This window comes from Streptococcus sp. HMSC067A03 (assembly GCF_001814295.1).
Classification (GTDB): Bacteria; Bacillota; Bacilli; order Lactobacillales; family Streptococcaceae; genus Streptococcus; species Streptococcus constellatus.
Map to the genome: position 1 here is coordinate 31,548 of NZ_KV815650.1, position 17,206 is coordinate 48,753.

The 17,206-nt window shown below is 35.9% G+C and carries 17 protein-coding genes; 13 read left to right on the plus strand and 4 right to left on the minus strand.

All coding sequences use genetic code 11. The features are described from left to right. Complete coding sequence (gene yaaA / locus HMPREF2963_RS04290; RefSeq protein ID WP_037598259.1) at nucleotides 1–381, minus strand: S4 domain-containing protein YaaA; 381 nt, start codon at nucleotides 379–381, stop codon at nucleotides 1–3. A 175-nt stretch (nucleotides 382–556) separates the two neighbouring features. Here yaaA and yfmF point away from each other — a divergent pair, with 175 nt between their 5' ends. The 8 genes from yfmF to HMPREF2963_RS04330 all read left to right on the plus strand — a co-directional run bounded on the left by yfmF (nucleotide 557) and on the right by HMPREF2963_RS04330 (nucleotide 7,740). Continuing rightward, a complete protein-coding gene (yfmF, locus tag HMPREF2963_RS04295) occupies nucleotides 557–1,804 on the plus strand; it encodes an EF-P 5-aminopentanol modification-associated protein YfmF (protein WP_070668935.1) in 1,248 nt (415 codons plus the stop codon). After that, entirely contained in the window at nucleotides 1,804–3,099 is a 1,296-nt protein-coding gene (gene yfmH, locus HMPREF2963_RS04300) for an EF-P 5-aminopentanol modification-associated protein YfmH (protein WP_039677741.1), read from the plus strand. Before yfmF ends, yfmH begins: the two co-directional genes overlap by 1 nt. A gap of 58 nt (nucleotides 3,100–3,157) precedes the next feature. Continuing rightward, a complete protein-coding gene (gene rodZ, locus HMPREF2963_RS04305; protein ID WP_003071635.1) occupies nucleotides 3,158–3,979 on the plus strand; it encodes a cytoskeleton protein RodZ in 822 nt (273 codons plus the stop codon). 10 nt (nucleotides 3,980–3,989) lie between these two features. Further along, entirely contained in the window at nucleotides 3,990–4,529 is a 540-nt protein-coding gene (gene pgsA / locus HMPREF2963_RS04310; protein WP_006270330.1) for a CDP-diacylglycerol--glycerol-3-phosphate 3-phosphatidyltransferase, read from the plus strand. Nucleotide 4,530: 1 nt separating this feature from the next. Continuing rightward, nucleotides 4,531–5,358 (plus strand): energy-coupling factor ABC transporter ATP-binding protein, encoded by an 828-nt coding sequence (locus HMPREF2963_RS04315; protein WP_006270357.1) that lies wholly within the window; start codon nucleotides 4,531–4,533, stop codon nucleotides 5,356–5,358. Continuing rightward, the gene (locus HMPREF2963_RS04320; RefSeq protein ID WP_006268841.1) at nucleotides 5,343–6,182 is read left to right on the plus strand and encodes an energy-coupling factor ABC transporter ATP-binding protein; all 840 of its coding nucleotides are present in this window, start codon (nucleotides 5,343–5,345) and stop codon (nucleotides 6,180–6,182) included. Before HMPREF2963_RS04315 ends, HMPREF2963_RS04320 begins: the two co-directional genes overlap by 16 nt. Beyond that, on the plus strand, nucleotides 6,175–6,969 hold the full coding sequence (locus HMPREF2963_RS04325; protein WP_037598273.1) for an energy-coupling factor transporter transmembrane component T family protein: 795 nt from the start codon (nucleotides 6,175–6,177) through the stop codon (nucleotides 6,967–6,969). The genes HMPREF2963_RS04320 and HMPREF2963_RS04325 overlap by 8 nt, the downstream gene beginning before the upstream one ends. A gap of 150 nt (nucleotides 6,970–7,119) precedes the next feature. Continuing rightward, the gene (locus HMPREF2963_RS04330) at nucleotides 7,120–7,740 is read left to right on the plus strand and encodes a LysM peptidoglycan-binding domain-containing protein (RefSeq protein WP_162837492.1); all 621 of its coding nucleotides are present in this window, start codon (nucleotides 7,120–7,122) and stop codon (nucleotides 7,738–7,740) included. An 84-nt stretch (nucleotides 7,741–7,824) separates the two neighbouring features. On the opposite strand, the gene HMPREF2963_RS04335 is transcribed toward HMPREF2963_RS04330, so the two are convergent. The 3 genes from HMPREF2963_RS04335 to sdaAB form a co-directional block, all read right to left on the minus strand. Beyond that, entirely contained in the window at nucleotides 7,825–8,481 is a 657-nt protein-coding gene (locus tag HMPREF2963_RS04335) for an HAD hydrolase-like protein (RefSeq protein ID WP_006268882.1), read from the minus strand. 240 nt (nucleotides 8,482–8,721) lie between these two features. Beyond that, on the minus strand, nucleotides 8,722–9,594 hold the full coding sequence (gene sdaAA / locus HMPREF2963_RS04340) for an L-serine ammonia-lyase, iron-sulfur-dependent, subunit alpha (RefSeq protein WP_037598276.1): 873 nt from the start codon (nucleotides 9,592–9,594) through the stop codon (nucleotides 8,722–8,724). Between the two features lie 8 nt (nucleotides 9,595–9,602). Continuing rightward, nucleotides 9,603–10,274, minus strand: a complete 672-nt coding sequence (gene sdaAB, locus HMPREF2963_RS04345; RefSeq protein WP_003071619.1) for an L-serine ammonia-lyase, iron-sulfur-dependent subunit beta — start codon at nucleotides 10,272–10,274, stop codon at nucleotides 9,603–9,605. Nucleotides 10,275–10,532: 258 nt separating this feature from the next. Between sdaAB and HMPREF2963_RS04350 the strand changes: the two genes are divergently transcribed. The 5 genes from HMPREF2963_RS04350 (at nucleotide 10,533) to rplI (ending at nucleotide 17,204) form a co-directional block, all read left to right on the plus strand. After that, nucleotides 10,533–11,054, plus strand: a complete 522-nt coding sequence (locus HMPREF2963_RS04350; RefSeq protein ID WP_037598280.1) for an aggregation-promoting factor — start codon at nucleotides 10,533–10,535, stop codon at nucleotides 11,052–11,054. A 309-nt stretch (nucleotides 11,055–11,363) separates the two neighbouring features. Beyond that, nucleotides 11,364–12,485, plus strand: coding sequence for a tRNA 2-thiouridine(34) synthase MnmA (gene mnmA, locus HMPREF2963_RS04355; RefSeq protein ID WP_006270321.1), 1,122 nt, complete (start codon nucleotides 11,364–11,366; stop codon nucleotides 12,483–12,485). Between the two features lie 135 nt (nucleotides 12,486–12,620). Then, nucleotides 12,621–14,537 carry a tRNA uridine-5-carboxymethylaminomethyl(34) synthesis enzyme MnmG gene (gene mnmG, locus HMPREF2963_RS04360; protein WP_070668937.1) on the plus strand — a complete coding sequence of 639 codons (1,917 nt, stop codon included), beginning with the start codon at nucleotides 12,621–12,623 and terminating at the stop codon, nucleotides 14,535–14,537. A 241-nt stretch (nucleotides 14,538–14,778) separates the two neighbouring features. Next, nucleotides 14,779–16,755, plus strand: a complete 1,977-nt coding sequence (locus tag HMPREF2963_RS04365) for a DHH family phosphoesterase (RefSeq protein WP_037598287.1) — start codon at nucleotides 14,779–14,781, stop codon at nucleotides 16,753–16,755. Further along, on the plus strand, nucleotides 16,752–17,204 hold the full coding sequence (rplI, locus tag HMPREF2963_RS04370; protein ID WP_003071606.1) for a 50S ribosomal protein L9: 453 nt from the start codon (nucleotides 16,752–16,754) through the stop codon (nucleotides 17,202–17,204). The genes HMPREF2963_RS04365 and rplI overlap by 4 nt, the downstream gene beginning before the upstream one ends. Nucleotides 17,205–17,206: the final 2 nt, after the last annotated feature.

A 17,206-nucleotide genomic window follows, 5' to 3' on the forward strand; every position in this document is an offset into this window, starting at 1 on the left:
TTAAATACCTGGGAAGCGGATAGGAGCTTTTTTATTAGATTTATTGGCTTTTTGATTTGCTGTTGCTGGTTTACTTTTTTTGATACTTTTGTTCATTTCTTTTACAAGAGCGCCGACTCGTCTTTTTTCTAAAAGCTCTTTTTCGTGCTCAATTCTTTCCTCCTCATTTGGTGCAGTCAATAGTATTTCTAATTTTTGATTTGGAAGAGTGATGATATCGCCAATACGAATTTTCTTTCCGCGACGAGTTTCGAGATCTCCATTAAAATAAACTTGATTTTCTTGAAGAAAACTTTTAATAGCACCACCACTTTGAATGATTCCAACTTCTTTTAATAATGCTTGTAAAGTAATATATTCATCAAATAATTTGTATTTCATAATTCACCTCAATCTTTGTCATTATATCATAATTGGGTGAAAAGATGATATTAAAATTATTCAAACGTATCATGAAGAAAACGTTTTAAGATGAAAGAATAATACTTGAATGAGAAATTAAGCACTGTTTCGTGATATAATAGAGGTCAATAAAAAAAAGAAGATGAGGGACGATATGGAGCTGGTTTCTGGAGTAGATCTCCATTTTATAACATCCAAAAAATTTAAAACCAATCGAATAAAAATAAGATTTTCAGCTCCAATGTCTATGGATACGATAGCGGGACGCGTACTGGCTGCAAATATGCTCGAAACAGCTAACGAAATTTATCCCACGTCACAGATCTTTCGTGAGCGATTAGCAAATCTTTATGGTGCGAACTTTTCAACAAGACTATCACGAAGAGGACTCATTCATTATGTAGATTTAGATATTTCCTTTGTTAGTGATGCATTTTTAAGTCGTAAAAATGCATTAACAGGAGAGATACTTAATTTTTTAAAAGATAGCTTGTTAAAACCTTTAGTAGATGGAAGGGCTTTTAATCGAACTGTTTTTGAAGTTGAAAAGAAGAATGTACTTAACGATTTAAAAGCTGAAATTGAGGATCACTTTTATCACGCTCATCAAGAACTGAATAAATTATTTTATACAAAGCAAGACATGCAAATTCCTCATTTTGCCACATTAGATTTGGTTGAAAAAGAAACTCCAAAAAGTAGCTTTGCAGTTTTTCAAGACATGCTTCAAAATGATAAGATTGACATATTTTTTATAGGTGATTTTAATGAGATTGAAGTCTATGAACATTTAAAGATGTTTGGTTTACACCCTCGTCAACCTGAGTTACACTTGCATTATCATCAAGAATTTTCGAATGTTTTAAAAGAGGGATTGAAACAAAATGATGCTCATCAATCCATTATTGAATTAGGATATCATTTTTCAGTTCAATATGGAGATAGGAATCATATCCCTCTTGTTGTATTGAATGGACTTTTAGGTGGTTTTGCTCATTCAAAATTATTTTTTAATATTCGTGAGAAAGAAAGTTTAGCTTACACGATTTCAAGTAGTATTGATATTTTTTCAGGTATGATGCGTATTTACGCTGGGATTGACAGGAAAAATAGGACTAAAACAGTCAGTTTAATTTATCGACAAATTGCAGATTTGAAAAAGGGACGTTTTACAGATGAAGACTTAAATCAGACTAAAAAAATGCTTCGAAATACGATGCTCCTTTCTTTAGATAGGCAAAATACATTGATAGAACGAGCTTATATGGCGTCTGTTTTGCAGAAAAGATTTATGTCAATTGATGTTTGGTTAAATGCTTTAGAAACAGTCACCAGAGAAGATATTATCGTCATTGCAAAACAACTCAGACTACAAGCAGTTTATTTCATGGAAGGAAAATAATGCAAATTTTAAAAATGGAGAGAAAGGATTATCCGGCAGTTGGGGAAGTAGTCTATCAAACTACTTTGCAAAATGGTTTAAGAGTGTTTCTTTTACCCAAACAAGACTTCAATGAAACTTATGGGATTATGACAGCAAATTTTGGGTCAATTGATACTTGTTTTATTCCACGCGGTTCTAATCAAGTTGTTCAATATCCTGCAGGAGTTGCTCATTTTTTAGAACATAAATTATTTGAAGATGAAAATGGCCAGGATATTTTACAACAGTTTGTTAAGTTAGGAGCTGAGAGCAATGCCTTTACAAGTTTTACTAAGACCAGCTATCTTTTTTCAGCGACGGACAATATTTTAGAAAATGTGAGATTGTTGCAAAGTTTACTAGAAAATGCTTATTTTACCGAAGAGTCGGTTCAACGTGAACAGGGAATTATTCAACAAGAAATTAGCATGTATCAAGATAATCCAGATTATTGTTTGTTTTTTCATACTTTAGCAAATCTTTATCCAGACACTTCATTAGCAGAAGATATTGCAGGAAGCATTGAATCAGTTGCGGAAATAACAGTTGAGGATTTGAATGAAAATTTTGAAACCTTTTATCATCCATCCAATATGAGCCTATTGTTGATTGGCAATTTTGACTTAGAAAAGACTATTACTGTTATTCAAGAGCAACAAGAACATCTGGATTCTTTTGCTAAACAAGGACTCATTCAACGCTCTTCTCTTACGTTAAATCCTATTATTGCTACTGGAAGTGTACGAATGGAAGTGGCAAGTTCTAAGCTAGCAATCGGGTTACGTGGAAATCAATCGTTAGCGGAAGTTGATTTATTTCGTTATAAAATTGGTTTAAAACTGCTATTTGCAATGATGTTTGGCTGGACATCTAAAAGATTTCAAGCGCTTTACGAAGTTGGAAAAATAGACAACTCTCTATCGTTAGAAGTTGAGGTAGAAAAAGATTTTCACTTTGTGATGTTGACAATGGATACTAGTGAACCAGTTACTCTATCTCACCAATTTCGTTCGGCAATTCGGGATTTTGAAAAAGATCCTGATGTGACAGAAGAACATCTTGATACTATAAAAAGTGAAATGTTTGGTGATTTTTTGCATGGGCTCAATTCGCTAGAGTATATTGCAACTCAATATAAAACCTTTTCAGAAGGTGAGAATTTATTTGATTTACCCAAAATATTGCAGACAATTAGTTTAGTTGATGTGATTGAGATAGGACATTATTTTATTGATTCTTGTGACATGATTGATTTTACTATTTTTCCAAAATGATTTCATGTTTTAGTGAAATTTGGTAAAATAGTGTTTAATAGAAAGAAGGCTGAGGCGTATGAGAAAAAAAACAATTGGTGAAGTCCTGAGATTGGCTCGTATCAATCAAGGGATGAGCTTAGAAGATTTACAAAAGAAAACAGATATTCAGTTGGAGTTACTAGAAGCTATGGAAGCTGATGATTTTGATCGTCTCCCTAGTCCTTTCTATGCTCGTTCTTTTCTAAGAAAATATGCTTGGGCTGTTGATTTAGATGAGCGAATTATTCTTGAAGCTTATGAAGAAGGAAGCATGATTACTTATGATGAAGTGGACATTGATGAGGAAGAGAATTTTAGAAGCCGAAGAACGAAAAGGCAGCGAACTTCTTTTTTGCCATTATTCTACTTAACCATTCTAGCATTAGCTATTTTAGTCTTTGTTAGTTATTATGTTTGGACATATGTTCGTCATAATTCGTTAACCACAAATCCTTCATCAAGTTATAGTGTTGTAAATAAACAAACAACTACTTCATCTAGCTCAAATGATGGATCTACTTCTAGTGAATCTTCTAACAGTTCCAAAACAAATTTGACTGTATCGGGAAACGGCAGCAACTTGACAGCGATATTGACAGGAGCAGTCAAACCTGTCAATTTAAAACTATCTGTTAATGATACAACTAGCTGGGTAAGTGTTACAGGTACAGACTTAGAAGGTGGTGCAACATTAAGCCCTGAAAATCAAAGTGTGTCAACCACTATTTCACCAGGAACTACATCAACAATTACTCTTGGTGTGGTTCAAGGTGTGACAATTACAATAGATAATCAGCAGATTGATACATCAGGCTTGACAAGTTTGACAGGTACAATTACACTTATAATAAATAATTAAGGAAATGAAAATGAAAAAAGAAAATATTCCCAATGCTTTAACTTTGTTACGGATTGCTTTAATTCCAATTTTTATTTTAGTTCTATCCTTAAGTTACTCTGTTGGAATGCATGTTTTTGCAGCGATTATTTTTGCAGTAGCTAGTATTACAGATTATTTAGATGGCTATTTAGCTCGTAAATGGAAAGTTGTAACAAACTTTGGGAAATTTGCTGATCCTATGGCAGATAAGTTATTAGTAATGTCAGCTTTTATTATGTTAATTGAAATGAATATGACACCTGCTTGGGTTGTTGCAATTATCATCTGCAGAGAGTTAGCTGTGACAGGTTTGCGGTTATTATTGGTTGAAACTGGGGGGACAGTCTTAGCTGCTGCTATGCCAGGAAAAATAAAAACATTTACGCAGATGTTTTCCATTATTTTTTTGTTATTGCACTGGACATTGCTAGGACAAATTTTGCTATATATTGCATTGATTTTTACGATTTATTCGGGTTATGACTATTTCAAAGGAAGTGCCTATCTCTTTAAAGATACATTTAGATAATATGAAAAATATCATTGACGTTCAGCATTTAAAGTATAAATATGATAATCATGTAGAGGACTATATTCTTAAAGATGTGACGTTTCACGTGAAACAAGGAGAGTGGTTGTCTATTGTAGGTCATAATGGCAGTGGCAAATCTACGACAATTCGTTTAATAGACGGTCTGTTAGAAGCAGAAAGTGGCGAGATTATCATTGATGGAGATGAATTAACTCTTGAAAATGTATGGGAAAAGCGCCGGCATATTGGGATGGTTTTTCAAAATCCAGACAATCAATTTGTGGGAGCAACCGTTGAGGATGATGTCGCTTTTGGTTTGGAAAACCAAGGGATGGATTACCAAACGATGTTTGACAGAGTTCAAGAAGCGTTAGATATTGTTGGAATGCAAGACTTTAAAGAACGTGAACCAGCAAGACTTTCTGGTGGGCAAAAGCAGCGTGTGGCTATTGCTGGTGTGGTTGCTTTGCGTCCTGATATCGTTATTTTAGATGAAGCAACTAGTATGTTGGATCCAGAAGGGCGTTTAGAGTTAATTCAGACAGTTAAAAAGATTAAAGATCAACATGGTATGACTGTTATTTCTATCACACATGATTTGGATGAAGTAGCTCTTAGTGATCGAGTTTTGGTGATGAAAGAAGGACAGGTAGAATCGACTAGTACACCAAGTGAGCTTTTCTCACGAGCGGATTTAGAGGATTTAGGTTTAGATGAACCTTTTACAAATCAAGTAAAAGCAACTTTGATGAATTCAGGCTTTCAATTGCCAAAGCGCTATTTAACAGAAAAAGAATTGCAGGATTATTTATGGGAATTACTTTAGAAAATGTTAGTTATACTTATCAAGCAGGCACTCCCTTTGAGAGTCCTGCACTTTTTGAAGTCAATTTAGAAATAAAAAATGGATCATATATTGCTTTGGTTGGTCATACAGGTAGTGGAAAATCAACTATTTTACAATTACTGAATGGACTTTTAGTGCCAACTGAAGGAAGTGTTGTGATTAATGATGTCAAAATTACTTCGACATCTATAAACAAGGATATTAAACAAGTACGTAGAAAAGTAGGATTGGTTTTTCAATTTGCTGAAAGTCAGATTTTTGATGAGACAGTTTTAAAAGATGTTGCTTTTGGTCCACAAAATTTTGGAGTATCAAAAGATGATGCTGAACGTTTAGCACGTGAAAAATTAACTCTTGTCGGAATTTCAGAAGAATTATTTGAACGTAGCCCATTTGAATTATCTGGAGGACAAATGCGTCGAGTAGCCATAGCTGGTATTTTAGCGATGGAGCCAGAAATTCTTGTCTTGGATGAGCCAACAGCCGGTTTAGATCCCGCTGGACGAAAAGAATTGATGAGCTTATTTAAGCGATTACATGAAGCAGGAATGACCATTGTTTTGGTAACACATTTGATGGATGATGTTGCTAATTTTGCGGATACTGTCTATGTGATGGAAAAAGGAAGACTAGTCAAAAGCGGAGAGCCTCGGCAAGTTTTCCAAGATGTAGCATTTATGGAAAGTATTCAACTAGGAGTTCCCAAAATTACAAAATTTGCACAAGAATTAGAAAATAGAGGGCTAACTTTTCCATATTTACCTATCACTATAGAAGAATTTAAGGAGGTATTCCATGGATAGTATGATTTTGGGGCGATATGTTTCTGGAAATTCAATCATTCATCGACTAGATCCTCGCAGCAAACTTTTGTCAATGTTTTTCTTTATTTTAATTATCTTTTTAGCAAATAATATTGTAACTAATGGCCTATTGTTCATCTTTGCAATATTACTAGTTGGGCTTTCAAAGATTCCTTTAGTTTTTTTCCTTAAAGGATTAAGATCTATGGTCTTTTTGATTGCTTTTACTACTTTATTCCAACTATTTTTTACATCTGGTGGCTCGTTGTTATTTCAATTTGGCTTTATAAGAATCACAGAGGTAGGTTTAGCTCAGTCAGGCATCATTTTTAGTCGCTTTCTTTTAATTATTATTTTTTCTACTCTCCTAACTTTAACAACCATGCCACTTAGTTTGGCAGACGCAGTTGAATCATTATTGCGGCCTTTAGCAGTATTAAAGGTACCCGTTCATGAAATAGGGTTGATGTTGTCAATGAGTTTACGCTTCGTCCCTACTTTGATGGATGACACAACACGGATTATGAATGCTCAAAGGGCGCGTGGGGTTGATTTTGGTGAAGGAAGTGTTGTTCAAAAGGTAAAATCAATTATTCCTATTTTGATTCCGTTATTTGCTTCTAGCTTTAAACGTGCAGATGCTTTGGCAACTGCTATGGAAGCGAGAGGTTATCAAGGTGGTGTAGGAAGAAGCCGTTACCGTCAGTTGAGGTGGAAAAAAGAAGACACACTTTCTATTTTTACTATGTTTGTCTTAGGTTTGATGTTATTTTTCTTAAAAAGTTAAAAAACTTATATTATTGTTAGCAAAAAAACGCCTTTTAAAGCGTTTTTTGCGTATAAAATCAATATTTCTGTAATCTTTGTAATACAATTATAAGATTAGAGTAATATTTTATGTGTAATATAGTATTATACGAAAAAAGGAGAAATTGATATATACATGAAATCAATGAAATTAACGTTATCAGGACTTCTTACTGCAGTTGCTTTTTTTGCAACAGGAACTATTGCAAGTGCTGAATCTTATACTGTTAAATCAGGCGATACTTTATCAGAAATTGCTAAAGAAAAAAATACATCAGTTGAAAAGTTAGTTGAGCTCAATAAAATTAAAAATCCGGACTTGATTAAAGTTGGACAAATTTTAGAGCTTGATGAAGAGAATCTTTCAGCAGGTTCGACAGAGACTGCAACAGAAGAAGCTGTAACTTATGAAGATGTGACGTATAATGCACCTGCTGCTTCAACTACTTATTCGCAACCAGCTACAGCAAATCATTCTTCAAATGCTGTTCTTTCTAATGGTAATACAGCAGGAGCGACAGGTGCTTATGCAGCTGCTCGTATGGCAGAATTAACAGGTGTTCCAGCGTCAACTTGGGAACAGATTATTGCTCGTGAGTCAAACGGACAAGTTAATGCTTATAACCCATCAGGAGCTAGTGGCCTTTTTCAAACAATGCCAGGTTGGGGTTCAACAGCTACAGTAGATGATCAAATTCAGGCTGCTTATCGTGCATATAGTGCACAAGGGTTATCAGCTTGGAATTACTAAGTGGAATAACAAGAACGGATTAATTAAAAGATGAATAAATCAAGTAAAGATTTATTCATCTTTTTTGTATATCGTAAATATAGTTTACAACTTATGTAAAGTATTGTTTATCAATGCTGTTAAAAGATTTTGTGGTGAATTTGAGATAAAATCTGCTCCATTGTTAATTAATTCATCTCGATATCCAAATCCCCACAAAACTCCTAGAGTGTTCATTCCAACGGATTTTCCACCTATCATATCAAATTTGGTATCTCCGACGATAACAGATTGGTTAAGGTTGGCATGAGAATAGTTTAAAGCGCGTGTTAAAACATCGGCTTTATGGTAAGAATTCGGAAGTGAGCCAAAGATGCCATTGAAATGCTTATCAATTTTTAGGTATTGTGCCATTTTATTAGCCATCACTTCATTTTTACTAGTGGTGATATAGATATGATAATCTGAATTTTCTAATTCTAATAAAAGTTCCTTTACACCATGGTAAAGCTGAGTTTCAAACACACCTTTATTTTTATAATATTCTCTAAATAAAGCAATAGCATGATTGATATCAGCTTCTGGAACAACAGAAGCAAAGCTTACTTCTAAAGGTGGTCCAATGAAGGTATCTAACTCTTTGCTATCAGGGGTTTTGATATTTAACGAGGTGAATGCATAGTGGAAAGCATTTTTGATTCCTGCTGAACTATCAACAAGTGTTCCATCTAAATCGAAAAAAATATACTTAAAATTTTGCATAGTCTGTATTTTTATAAGGGAGACAGTCTGGAAGACTGTTGAGGTTGCGAATGAAGAAAAAGAAGGTTTTGTTAAAAGTACTCTTCTCAGCTTGAAAAGTGAACAGTGTTAAGATTTGTCTTGCAAATCTTATCAGCTTCAAAGCGCTACTTTGAGCAACAGTTATTGCAGCGTTGGTGTCTTATACAGTGTACTTTGAAGCTGGAGGTTGTTATCCCAGCTTTTTTGTATAAAAAGAGATCAATCTCCAAAAATTTCTTTAGACAGTTTACGACCAGTAGGTGTAGTTGCTAAACCACCTTCAGCAGTTTCGCGAAAAGCAGTTGGCATGCTAACCCCGACTTGATACATAGCATCAATCACTTCATCAACGGGAATTTTAGATTCAATTCCTGCTAAAGCCATGTCGGCTGCAATGAAAGCATAACTAGCTCCCATAGCGTTTCGCTTGACACAGGGAACCTCTACCAAACCTGCAACGGGATCACAGATTAATCCAAGCATATTTTTAATGACAAAACAAATTGCTTGACTGGCTTGAAATGGTGTGCCCCCAGCTGCTAGAACAAGTGCTGCTGCACTCATGGCTGCTGCTGATCCGACTTCAGCTTGACAGCCTCCTTCGGCTCCTGAAATGGATGCATTATTAGCGATAACTAGACCAAAAGCTCCAGCAGTTAATAGAAAGTCTAGTTGTTGTGTTTCAGTAAGTTCTAATTTTTCAATAGCTGATGTGAGAACGGCAGGTAAACAACCAGCACTTCCAGCTGTTGGTGTTGCACAAACTAGCCCCATTTTAGCATTATATTCATTGACAGCAATAGCATTTTTTGCTGCCGTTAAGACAGTGTAATCTGAAAGTGCTTTTCCTGATTGAATATATTTGTGAAGTTTGGTTGCATCACCACCTGTTAAACCACTCCGAGATTTACTTTCATCTAATCCCATAATGACAGAGGCTTTCATAACTTCTAGATTTCTGGTCATCAACCGTAAAACTTCATCTCGTTCACGCCCTGTCAGTTCGTATTCAGTAGCAATCATAAGTTCGGCAACGCTGCCTTGAAAGTCTAAATCAGCTTGTTCTACTAATTCTTTGATTGAATAAAACATAAGTTCTCCTATTTGAAGAAATTGACATTGTGGAGATGAGGAATTTTGCGAATTTCTTCTATTGCTTCCTCGCAACTGCGATTGTCAACTTCGATAATCATAATTGCTTTTTCACCAGCTTTTTCTCTTGTGACATTCATTTGTGCAATATTGATGTTGTAACGAGAAAGTGCTTCAGTAACATGAGCAATCATTCCAGGTATATCTTGATGAACGATAATGATGGTCGGAGTGTTCATACTGAGCGAAACAGAGAAACCATTTAATTCAGTCACTTGGATATTTCCACCACCAATAGAAATACCAGTAACGCTAATCGTTTTCCGATCATTTTTAACGGTTATTTTAGTTGTATTTGGATGTGGAGCATTGCTATCTTTTTGAATCGTCCAGACAATTTTAATGCCTCTTTTATGAGCAATCTCAAGGCTGTTTGGAATTTCAGGATCATCTGTGTCCATCCCAAGAATCCCAGCCACCAGAGCTAGGTCTGTACCATGTCCCCGATAAGTTTTTGCAAAAGAATTAAATAGTTGAAATTCAACTTCTGTTGGCTCGTCATCAAAAATTGATGAAACAATTTTTCCAATACGAACAGCACCTGCTGTATGACTGCTAGACGGACCAATCATAACAGGTCCAATAATATCAAAAACAGATTGAAATTTTAGTGAGTTCATCGTAACTCCTTATAAGTTCATTGTCTTCATTATATCAAAGTTCAGTATATTTTTCTGCCTTTTTAATTGATAAAATGGATGTAACCCAACTTCTAGACTTGCTTCAATGTAACTTTTCTTATAGTAACCTTAAAGCAAAGAAATATAGGGTGGATTTTAGTCTTTCTTCAATTTGTTTGTAATATTTTTAATGAAAGGAAAAACCAAGAGTAATAATTAAGGTATATGATAGTTCTATCATAGAAAAGGAGAATTTAAATGATGTTGAATTTAAATAGCACAAATAAAAAAACAAAAGTAGGTTTAATGAGTTTAACAGCAACAGCGCTGTTCTTTCTTCCTACATTTGCAAATGCAGATAGCTATACAGTAAAATCTGGAGATACTCTTTCAGCTATCGCTGCATCACATAATACAACAGTTGATCACATTGCTCAGAAAAATAAGATTAGCAATATTCATCTGATTAGTGTTGGGCAAGTATTAGAGTTAGATGATACCACTACAACTACTACGGCATCAAGCAATTCTACAACTACTACATCTGGTCTGAGTGCTGAAGATGCAGCAGCAAAAGAATGGATTGCACAAAAAGAATCAAGTGGTAGTTACACAGCACAAAATGGACAATATTATGGTCGTTACCAATTGAGTTTATCTTACTTAAATGGTGACTTATCAGCAGAAAATCAAGAAAAAGTAGCAGACGCTTATGTAGCAGGTCGTTATGGTTCTTGGTCAGCTGCTAAGGCTTTCTGGCTAGCAAATGGTTGGTATTGATGAATACGAGAAATAATTGAGGTTGGGACAAAATGTTCCAGCCTGTTTTTTACGATAGAAGTTGCAAAGTCATTCACTAGATTCCAAGAAACTCTTTTGATGGAGTATCCATTGTTCAATCACTGTCTCAATAGTTGTTATCTATCACATTTTTAGTTTACAGTGGTGTAAAGGTAGAACTATTTGGCTGTTGAAATTTGTTCTTAAACTTATTTCATGTTATAATAAAGCTTGCTCTAAGCGACCTTCAATCGTTGAAAGCACAGCACGACCTTCAATCGTGAAATAACGAAAAGATGGGAGAATACAATGAGTGATAACTCTAAAATTCGTGTCGTTGTTGGTATGAGCGGAGGTGTTGATTCATCAGTAACTGCTTTGCTCTTGAAAGAGCAAGGTTATGATGTGATTGGCATTTTCATGAAAAACTGGGACGATACAAATGAATTTGGTGTTTGCACAGCTACAGAAGACTACAAGGATGTAGCAGCTGTTGCAGATCAAATTGGCATTCCTTACTACTCTGTCAACTTTGAAAAGGAGTACTGGGATCGCGTTTTTGAATATTTCTTGGCAGAATACCAAGCTGGTAGGACTCCAAACCCAGATGTCATGTGTAACAAGGAAATCAAGTTTAAAGCCTTCCTTGACTATGCTTTGACACTGGGAGCAGATTATGTTGCAACTGGTCATTATGCTCAGGTGAAGAGAGATGAAGATGGCTTAGTCCACATGCTGAGAGGTAAGGACAATAATAAGGATCAGACTTACTTCCTAAGTCAACTGTCTCAGGAACAACTTCGGAAGACCATGTTTCCTCTGGGGCATCTAGAAAAGCCAGAAGTTCGAGCAATAGCTGAAAAAGCTGGTTTGGCTACAGCTAAGAAAAAAGACTCGACGGGTATTTGCTTCATCGGCGAAAAGAATTTTAAAGAGTTTCTGAGTCAATACTTACCAGCCCATCCCGGCCGCATGATGACTCTGGATGGCCGAGATATGGGTCAGCATGCTGGGTTGATGTATTATACTATTGGCCAGCGAGGTGGTCTTGGAATTGGTGGTCAGCATGGTGGTGATAATGAACCTTGGTTCGTTGTTGGAAAAGATCTCAGTCAAAATATTCTTTATGTTGGTCAAGGCTTTTATCATGACAACTTAATGTCAACCAGCCTTGACGCTAGTCAGGTTCATTTCACAAAAGAAATGCCAGAAGAATTTACTATGGAATGTACTGCTAAGTTTCGCTATCGTCAGCCAGATTCTAAGGTGACAGTTACTGTAAAGGGTGACAAGGCAACTGTCAACTTTGCAGAATTGCAACGCGCTATTACACCTGGACAAGCTGTTGTTTTTTATGATGGAGAAGAATGTTTGGGTGGTGGTTTGATTGATAATGCCTATAAAAATGGAAAGCTTCAACAGTATATTTAGATTGACATATTTTAGCAATCTGCTAAAATAGATGTAGCAATAACTATGATGGTCAAAGCTCATGGATGTTGCAGGCTTTTTGTCCTGCACTTCTAGAGGTTTGACTTTTTTGGTGAAAAAATAAGGAAAGAGAAGATGACATACAATTTTACTGAAAGTTATGATATTGTCGTAATTGGAGCAGGGCATGCAGGTGTTGAGGCTTCACTAGCAGCCAGCCGGATGGGCTGTAAAGTTTTACTTGCGACAATCAATATTGAAATGTTAGCCTTTATGCCTTGTAATCCTTCTATTGGAGGTTCTGCTAAGGGAATTGTTGTACGGGAAGTGGATGCTCTAGGCGGAGAGATGGCTAAGAATATAGATAAAACTTATATTCAGATGAAGATGCTTAATACTGGGAAAGGGCCTGCTGTTCGTGCTCTTCGTGCTCAAGCAGATAAAGAACTCTATTCCAGAGAAATGCGTAAGACGGTTCAACACCAAGAAAATCTGACTTTGCGTCAAACCGTTATAGATGAGATTCTAGTTGAGAATGGGAAAGTCATTGGTGTGAAAACAGCTACGCATCAAGAGTTTGCTGCAAAGGCAGTTGTTGTAACGACCGGTACAGCCCTGCGTGGAGAAATTATTATTGGGGATTTGAAGTATTCTTCTGGTCCTAATCATAGTTTAGCTGCAATTAACTTAGCAGATAATTTACGTGACTTAGGGTTTGAAATTGGACGTTTTAAAACAGGAACGCCACCACGTGTAAAGGCGGTGTCAATTGATTATGATAAAACAGAAATTCAGCCAGGAGATAAGAAGGCAAACCATTTCTCTTACACTTCTAGAGATGAAGATTATATTAAGGATCAGATTCCTTGTTGGTTGACTTATACTAATGCAGAGAGTCATGAAATTATTCAAAACAATCTTTATCGTGCACCAATGTTTTCAGGTATGGTGAAGGGGGTTGGTCCACGTTACTGCCCATCCATTGAAGACAAAATTGTTCGTTTTGCGGACAAAGAACGCCACCAACTTTTCTTGGAACCGGAAGGACGAGATACAGAAGAAGTTTATATTCAGGGGCTTTCAACGAGTTTGCCAGAAGATGTTCAAAAAGACTTAGTGCATTCTATTAAGGGACTTGAAAATGCTGAATTAATGCGAACTGGCTATGCGATTGAATATGATATGATTATGCCACATCAGCTTCGTGCTACTCTAGAAACTAAGAAAATCTCAGGTTTGTTTACAGCTGGGCAAACGAATGGGACGTCTGGTTATGAAGAAGCAGCGGGGCAAGGCATTGTTGCAGGGATCAATGCAGCTCTAAAAATTCAAGGAAAACCAGAACTGATTTTGAAACGCAGTGATGGTTATATTGGGGTCATGATTGATGACTTGGTCACTAAGGGAACGGTAGAGCCGTATCGTCTTTTGACTAGTCGAGCTGAGTATCGTCTCATTTTACGTCATGACAATGCGGATATGCGATTGACTGAAATTGGACGTAAAGTAGGATTGGTTGATGATGAGCGCTGGCTGCGTTTTGAAATTAAGAAACATCAATATGAAACTGAAATGAAGCGTTTGAATTCTATTAAATTAAAGCCAATTAAAGAAACGAATGAAATGGTTGAAAAATTAGGCTTTAAACCATTGACAGACGCAGTTACAGCGAAAGAATTTTTGCGTCGTCCAGAAGTTTCGTATGAAGATGTTATCAATTTTATTGGTCCAGCAGCTGAAGTTTTAGATGAAAAGATTATTGAATTGATTGAAACTGAAGTTAAATATGAAGGCTATATTTCTAAAGCATTGGATCAGGTTGAAAAAATGAAGCGCATGGAAGAAAAACGCATTCCAGCAACTATAGATTGGGATGATATTGATTCTATTGCTACAGAAGCTCGTCAAAAGTTTAAGAAAATAAATCCAGAAACTATTGGTCAGGCTAGTCGGATTTCTGGTGTCAATCCTGCAGATATTTCTATTTTGATGGTTTATTTGGAAGGTAAATCACGAAGTATTTCGAAAAACCAGGAAAAAACAAAAAAATAATGATGAAGATACTTGTTCAATAGTATGAACAAGTATCTTTTTCGTGAAAAATGTTTGACAAGTTTGTAAACTATTGAGTTAGTAAAGTTGAGAAAACAGTGACAGAACTTGTTTTTCCTTGTAAAGTAGACCAAGTAGTAATAGAAAGATTGATGTCTAACAAGATATTTGGCTTGCTTTATACAGGGAAAGCTCGCTTTTTTAGAGCTTTTATGGTAAAATGGCGGTTAAGAGGTTTATGATGGAAAAATTTCGTTTTACTCCAATCCATTTTGTAATCATGGGCGTTATTTCCTTTGGAATTTTAGCTATTTTATTAAGAGTTCTTGGTAGCGGCATTTTGATGTTAGTTGTGCTTTTTTTGGTGCTGGCTATTTTGATTTTTCTATTGATTTTCCAACAAAAAAGTTATGAACTTAATGAAGTAGAACAAATCCAGTATGTAAACAATCAAGCAGAAAACAGTTTGGCGTCATTACTTGAAAGGATGCCAGTTGGTGTTGTGAAAGTAGACCAAGCATCTGGAAATGTTGAATGGTTTAATCCCTATGCAGAGTTGGTTCTCACCAATGAAGATGGTGAGTTTGATATGGATTTACTGCAAAAAATCACTAAAATACCATTTGAAAATACAGGATCGTATGCAACGATTGGTGATACCAAATATTCAGTGTATCTGGATCAGGCTTCAAGTGTATTTTACTTTTTTGATGCGTCTAGCGAATATGAAGCAACTACAGAACTTGTGACGACAAGACCAGTTATCGGCATTGTTTCAGTTGATAATTATGATGATCTGGAGGATGTTGTTTCAGATTCAGATATTAGTCATATTAATAGTTTCATCGCAAAGTTTGTTGCTGAATTTGCCGAAAAATACGCCATGTTTTCTCGTCGTGTGGGGATGGATCGTTTTTATATTTTTACAGATTACACAGTTTTGGATCAGTTAATGCAAGATAAGTTCACAGTGATTGATCAGTTTAGGGAAGAGGCGAAAAAGCGGGAAATTCCTCTTACTTTAAGTATGGGATTTTCGTATGGAGATAGCAATCATGAACAGATTGGTAAAGTAGCTCTGTTAAACTTGAACCTTGCTGAAGTTCGTGGTGGTGATCAGGCTGTTGTAAAAGAAAATGATGAGTCAAAGAATCCAGTTTATTTTGGTGGTGGATCAGCTGCATCTGTGAAACGGACGCGTACTCGCACGCGCGCTATGATGACTGCTATTTCAGATAAGATTAAAAGTGTGGACCAAGTTTTTGTGGTTGGGCATAGAAACTTGGATATGGATGCACTGGGCTCTGCTGTTGGAATGCAAGTATTTGCTAGCAATATTATTGATCAGACCTATGCTGTCTATGATCCTCATCAAATGGCTGCTGATATTGAGCGAGCAGTTCATAGATTGCAAGATGAAGGAGAGACCAATCTTCTTTCGGTCGCTGATGCGATGACAATGGTAACGAATCGCTCTTTACTAATCATGGTGGATCATTCAAAAACAGCTCTGACCTTATCAAAGGAATTTTATGATTTATTTCATCAAATTATCGTCATTGACCACCATAGAAGAGACCAGGATTTTCCAGAAAATGCCATTATTAGCTACATTGAAAGTGGAGCAAGCAGTGCTTGTGAATTAGTGACAGAATTGATTCAATTCCAAAATTCTAAGCATCGACGTTTGAGTAAAATGCAAGCTAGTGTATTGATGGCTGGAATTATGCTGGATACGAAGAAATTTTCTTCGCGTGTCACTAGTCGAACATTTGATGTAGCAAGTTATTTGCGCACGCGTGGAAGTGACAGTGTAGCCATTCAGGATATTTCTGCCACAGACTTTGATGAGTACCGTGAGGTGAATGAGCTAATTTTAAATGGTAAGAAAATCTTGCCAAATGTACTTGTAGCCACTGGAGCAGAAGAAAAATGCTATGATACAGTTGTTATTAGTAAAGCTGCAGATGCTATGCTAGCTATGTCGGGAATTGAAGCGAGTTTTGTTGTCAGCAAAAATAAACAAAATAGTATATCGATATCTGCTCGTAGTCGTAGTAAAATCAATGTACAGCGGATTATGGAAGAGCTTGGTGGAGGCGGTCATTTTAATTTGGCAGCAGCGCAAATTTCTGACCAGACAATCGCACAAATCATCCAACGGTTGAATGAAATTATTGTTCATGAAGTACTAAAAGATAAGGAGTTAAAGAAATGAAAGTAATTTTTTTAGCAGATGTTAAAGGAAAAGGGAAAAAAGGCGAGATTAAAGAGGTGCCAACTGGTTATGCACAGAACTTTTTGATTAAAAAAAATCTTGCAAAGGAAGCAACTGCTGCAGCTATTGGTGAACTTCGTGGTAAACAAAAATCAGAAGAAAAAGCGCATGCAGAAATGTTAGCTGAAGCACAAGCCATTAAGGAAAAGCTGGAAGCAGAAAATACAATTGTTGAATTTACTGAAAAAGTAGGACCAGATGGACGTACTTTTGGTTCTATTACCAATAAAAAAATTGCTGAAGAATTACAAAAGCAATTTGGAATTAAGATTGATAAACGATTGATTCAAGTCAAGAATCCTATTCGTTCTGTTGGCTTGATTGATGTGCCAGTGAAAATTTATCAAGATGTGACTAGCGTTATCAATTTACGTGTAAAAGAAGGCTAATA

Bases quoted from the DNA above. Each gene is read 5' to 3' on its own strand.
- yaaA (WP_037598259.1), bottom strand. From the start codon at position 381: ATGAAATACAAATTATTTGATGAATATATTACTTTACAAGCATTATTA.
- yfmF (WP_070668935.1), top strand. From the start codon at position 557: ATGGAGCTGGTTTCTGGAGTAGATCTCCATTTTATAACATCCAAAAAA.
- yfmH (WP_039677741.1), top strand. From the start codon at position 1,804: ATGCAAATTTTAAAAATGGAGAGAAAGGATTATCCGGCAGTTGGGGAA.
- rodZ (WP_003071635.1), top strand. From the start codon at position 3,158: ATGAGAAAAAAAACAATTGGTGAAGTCCTGAGATTGGCTCGTATCAAT.
- pgsA (WP_006270330.1), top strand. From the start codon at position 3,990: ATGAAAAAAGAAAATATTCCCAATGCTTTAACTTTGTTACGGATTGCT.
- HMPREF2963_RS04315 (WP_006270357.1), top strand. From the start codon at position 4,531: ATGAAAAATATCATTGACGTTCAGCATTTAAAGTATAAATATGATAAT.
- HMPREF2963_RS04320 (WP_006268841.1), top strand. From the start codon at position 5,343: ATGGGAATTACTTTAGAAAATGTTAGTTATACTTATCAAGCAGGCACT.
- HMPREF2963_RS04325 (WP_037598273.1), top strand. From the start codon at position 6,175: ATGGATAGTATGATTTTGGGGCGATATGTTTCTGGAAATTCAATCATT.
- HMPREF2963_RS04335 (WP_006268882.1), bottom strand. From the start codon at position 8,481: ATGCAAAATTTTAAGTATATTTTTTTCGATTTAGATGGAACACTTGTT.
- sdaAA (WP_037598276.1), bottom strand. From the start codon at position 9,594: ATGTTTTATTCAATCAAAGAATTAGTAGAACAAGCTGATTTAGACTTT.
- sdaAB (WP_003071619.1), bottom strand. From the start codon at position 10,274: ATGAACTCACTAAAATTTCAATCTGTTTTTGATATTATTGGACCTGTT.
- HMPREF2963_RS04350 (WP_037598280.1), top strand. From the start codon at position 10,533: ATGATGTTGAATTTAAATAGCACAAATAAAAAAACAAAAGTAGGTTTA.
- mnmA (WP_006270321.1), top strand. From the start codon at position 11,364: ATGAGTGATAACTCTAAAATTCGTGTCGTTGTTGGTATGAGCGGAGGT.
- mnmG (WP_070668937.1), top strand. From the start codon at position 12,621: ATGACATACAATTTTACTGAAAGTTATGATATTGTCGTAATTGGAGCA.
- HMPREF2963_RS04365 (WP_037598287.1), top strand. From the start codon at position 14,779: ATGGAAAAATTTCGTTTTACTCCAATCCATTTTGTAATCATGGGCGTT.
- rplI (WP_003071606.1), top strand. From the start codon at position 16,752: ATGAAAGTAATTTTTTTAGCAGATGTTAAAGGAAAAGGGAAAAAAGGC.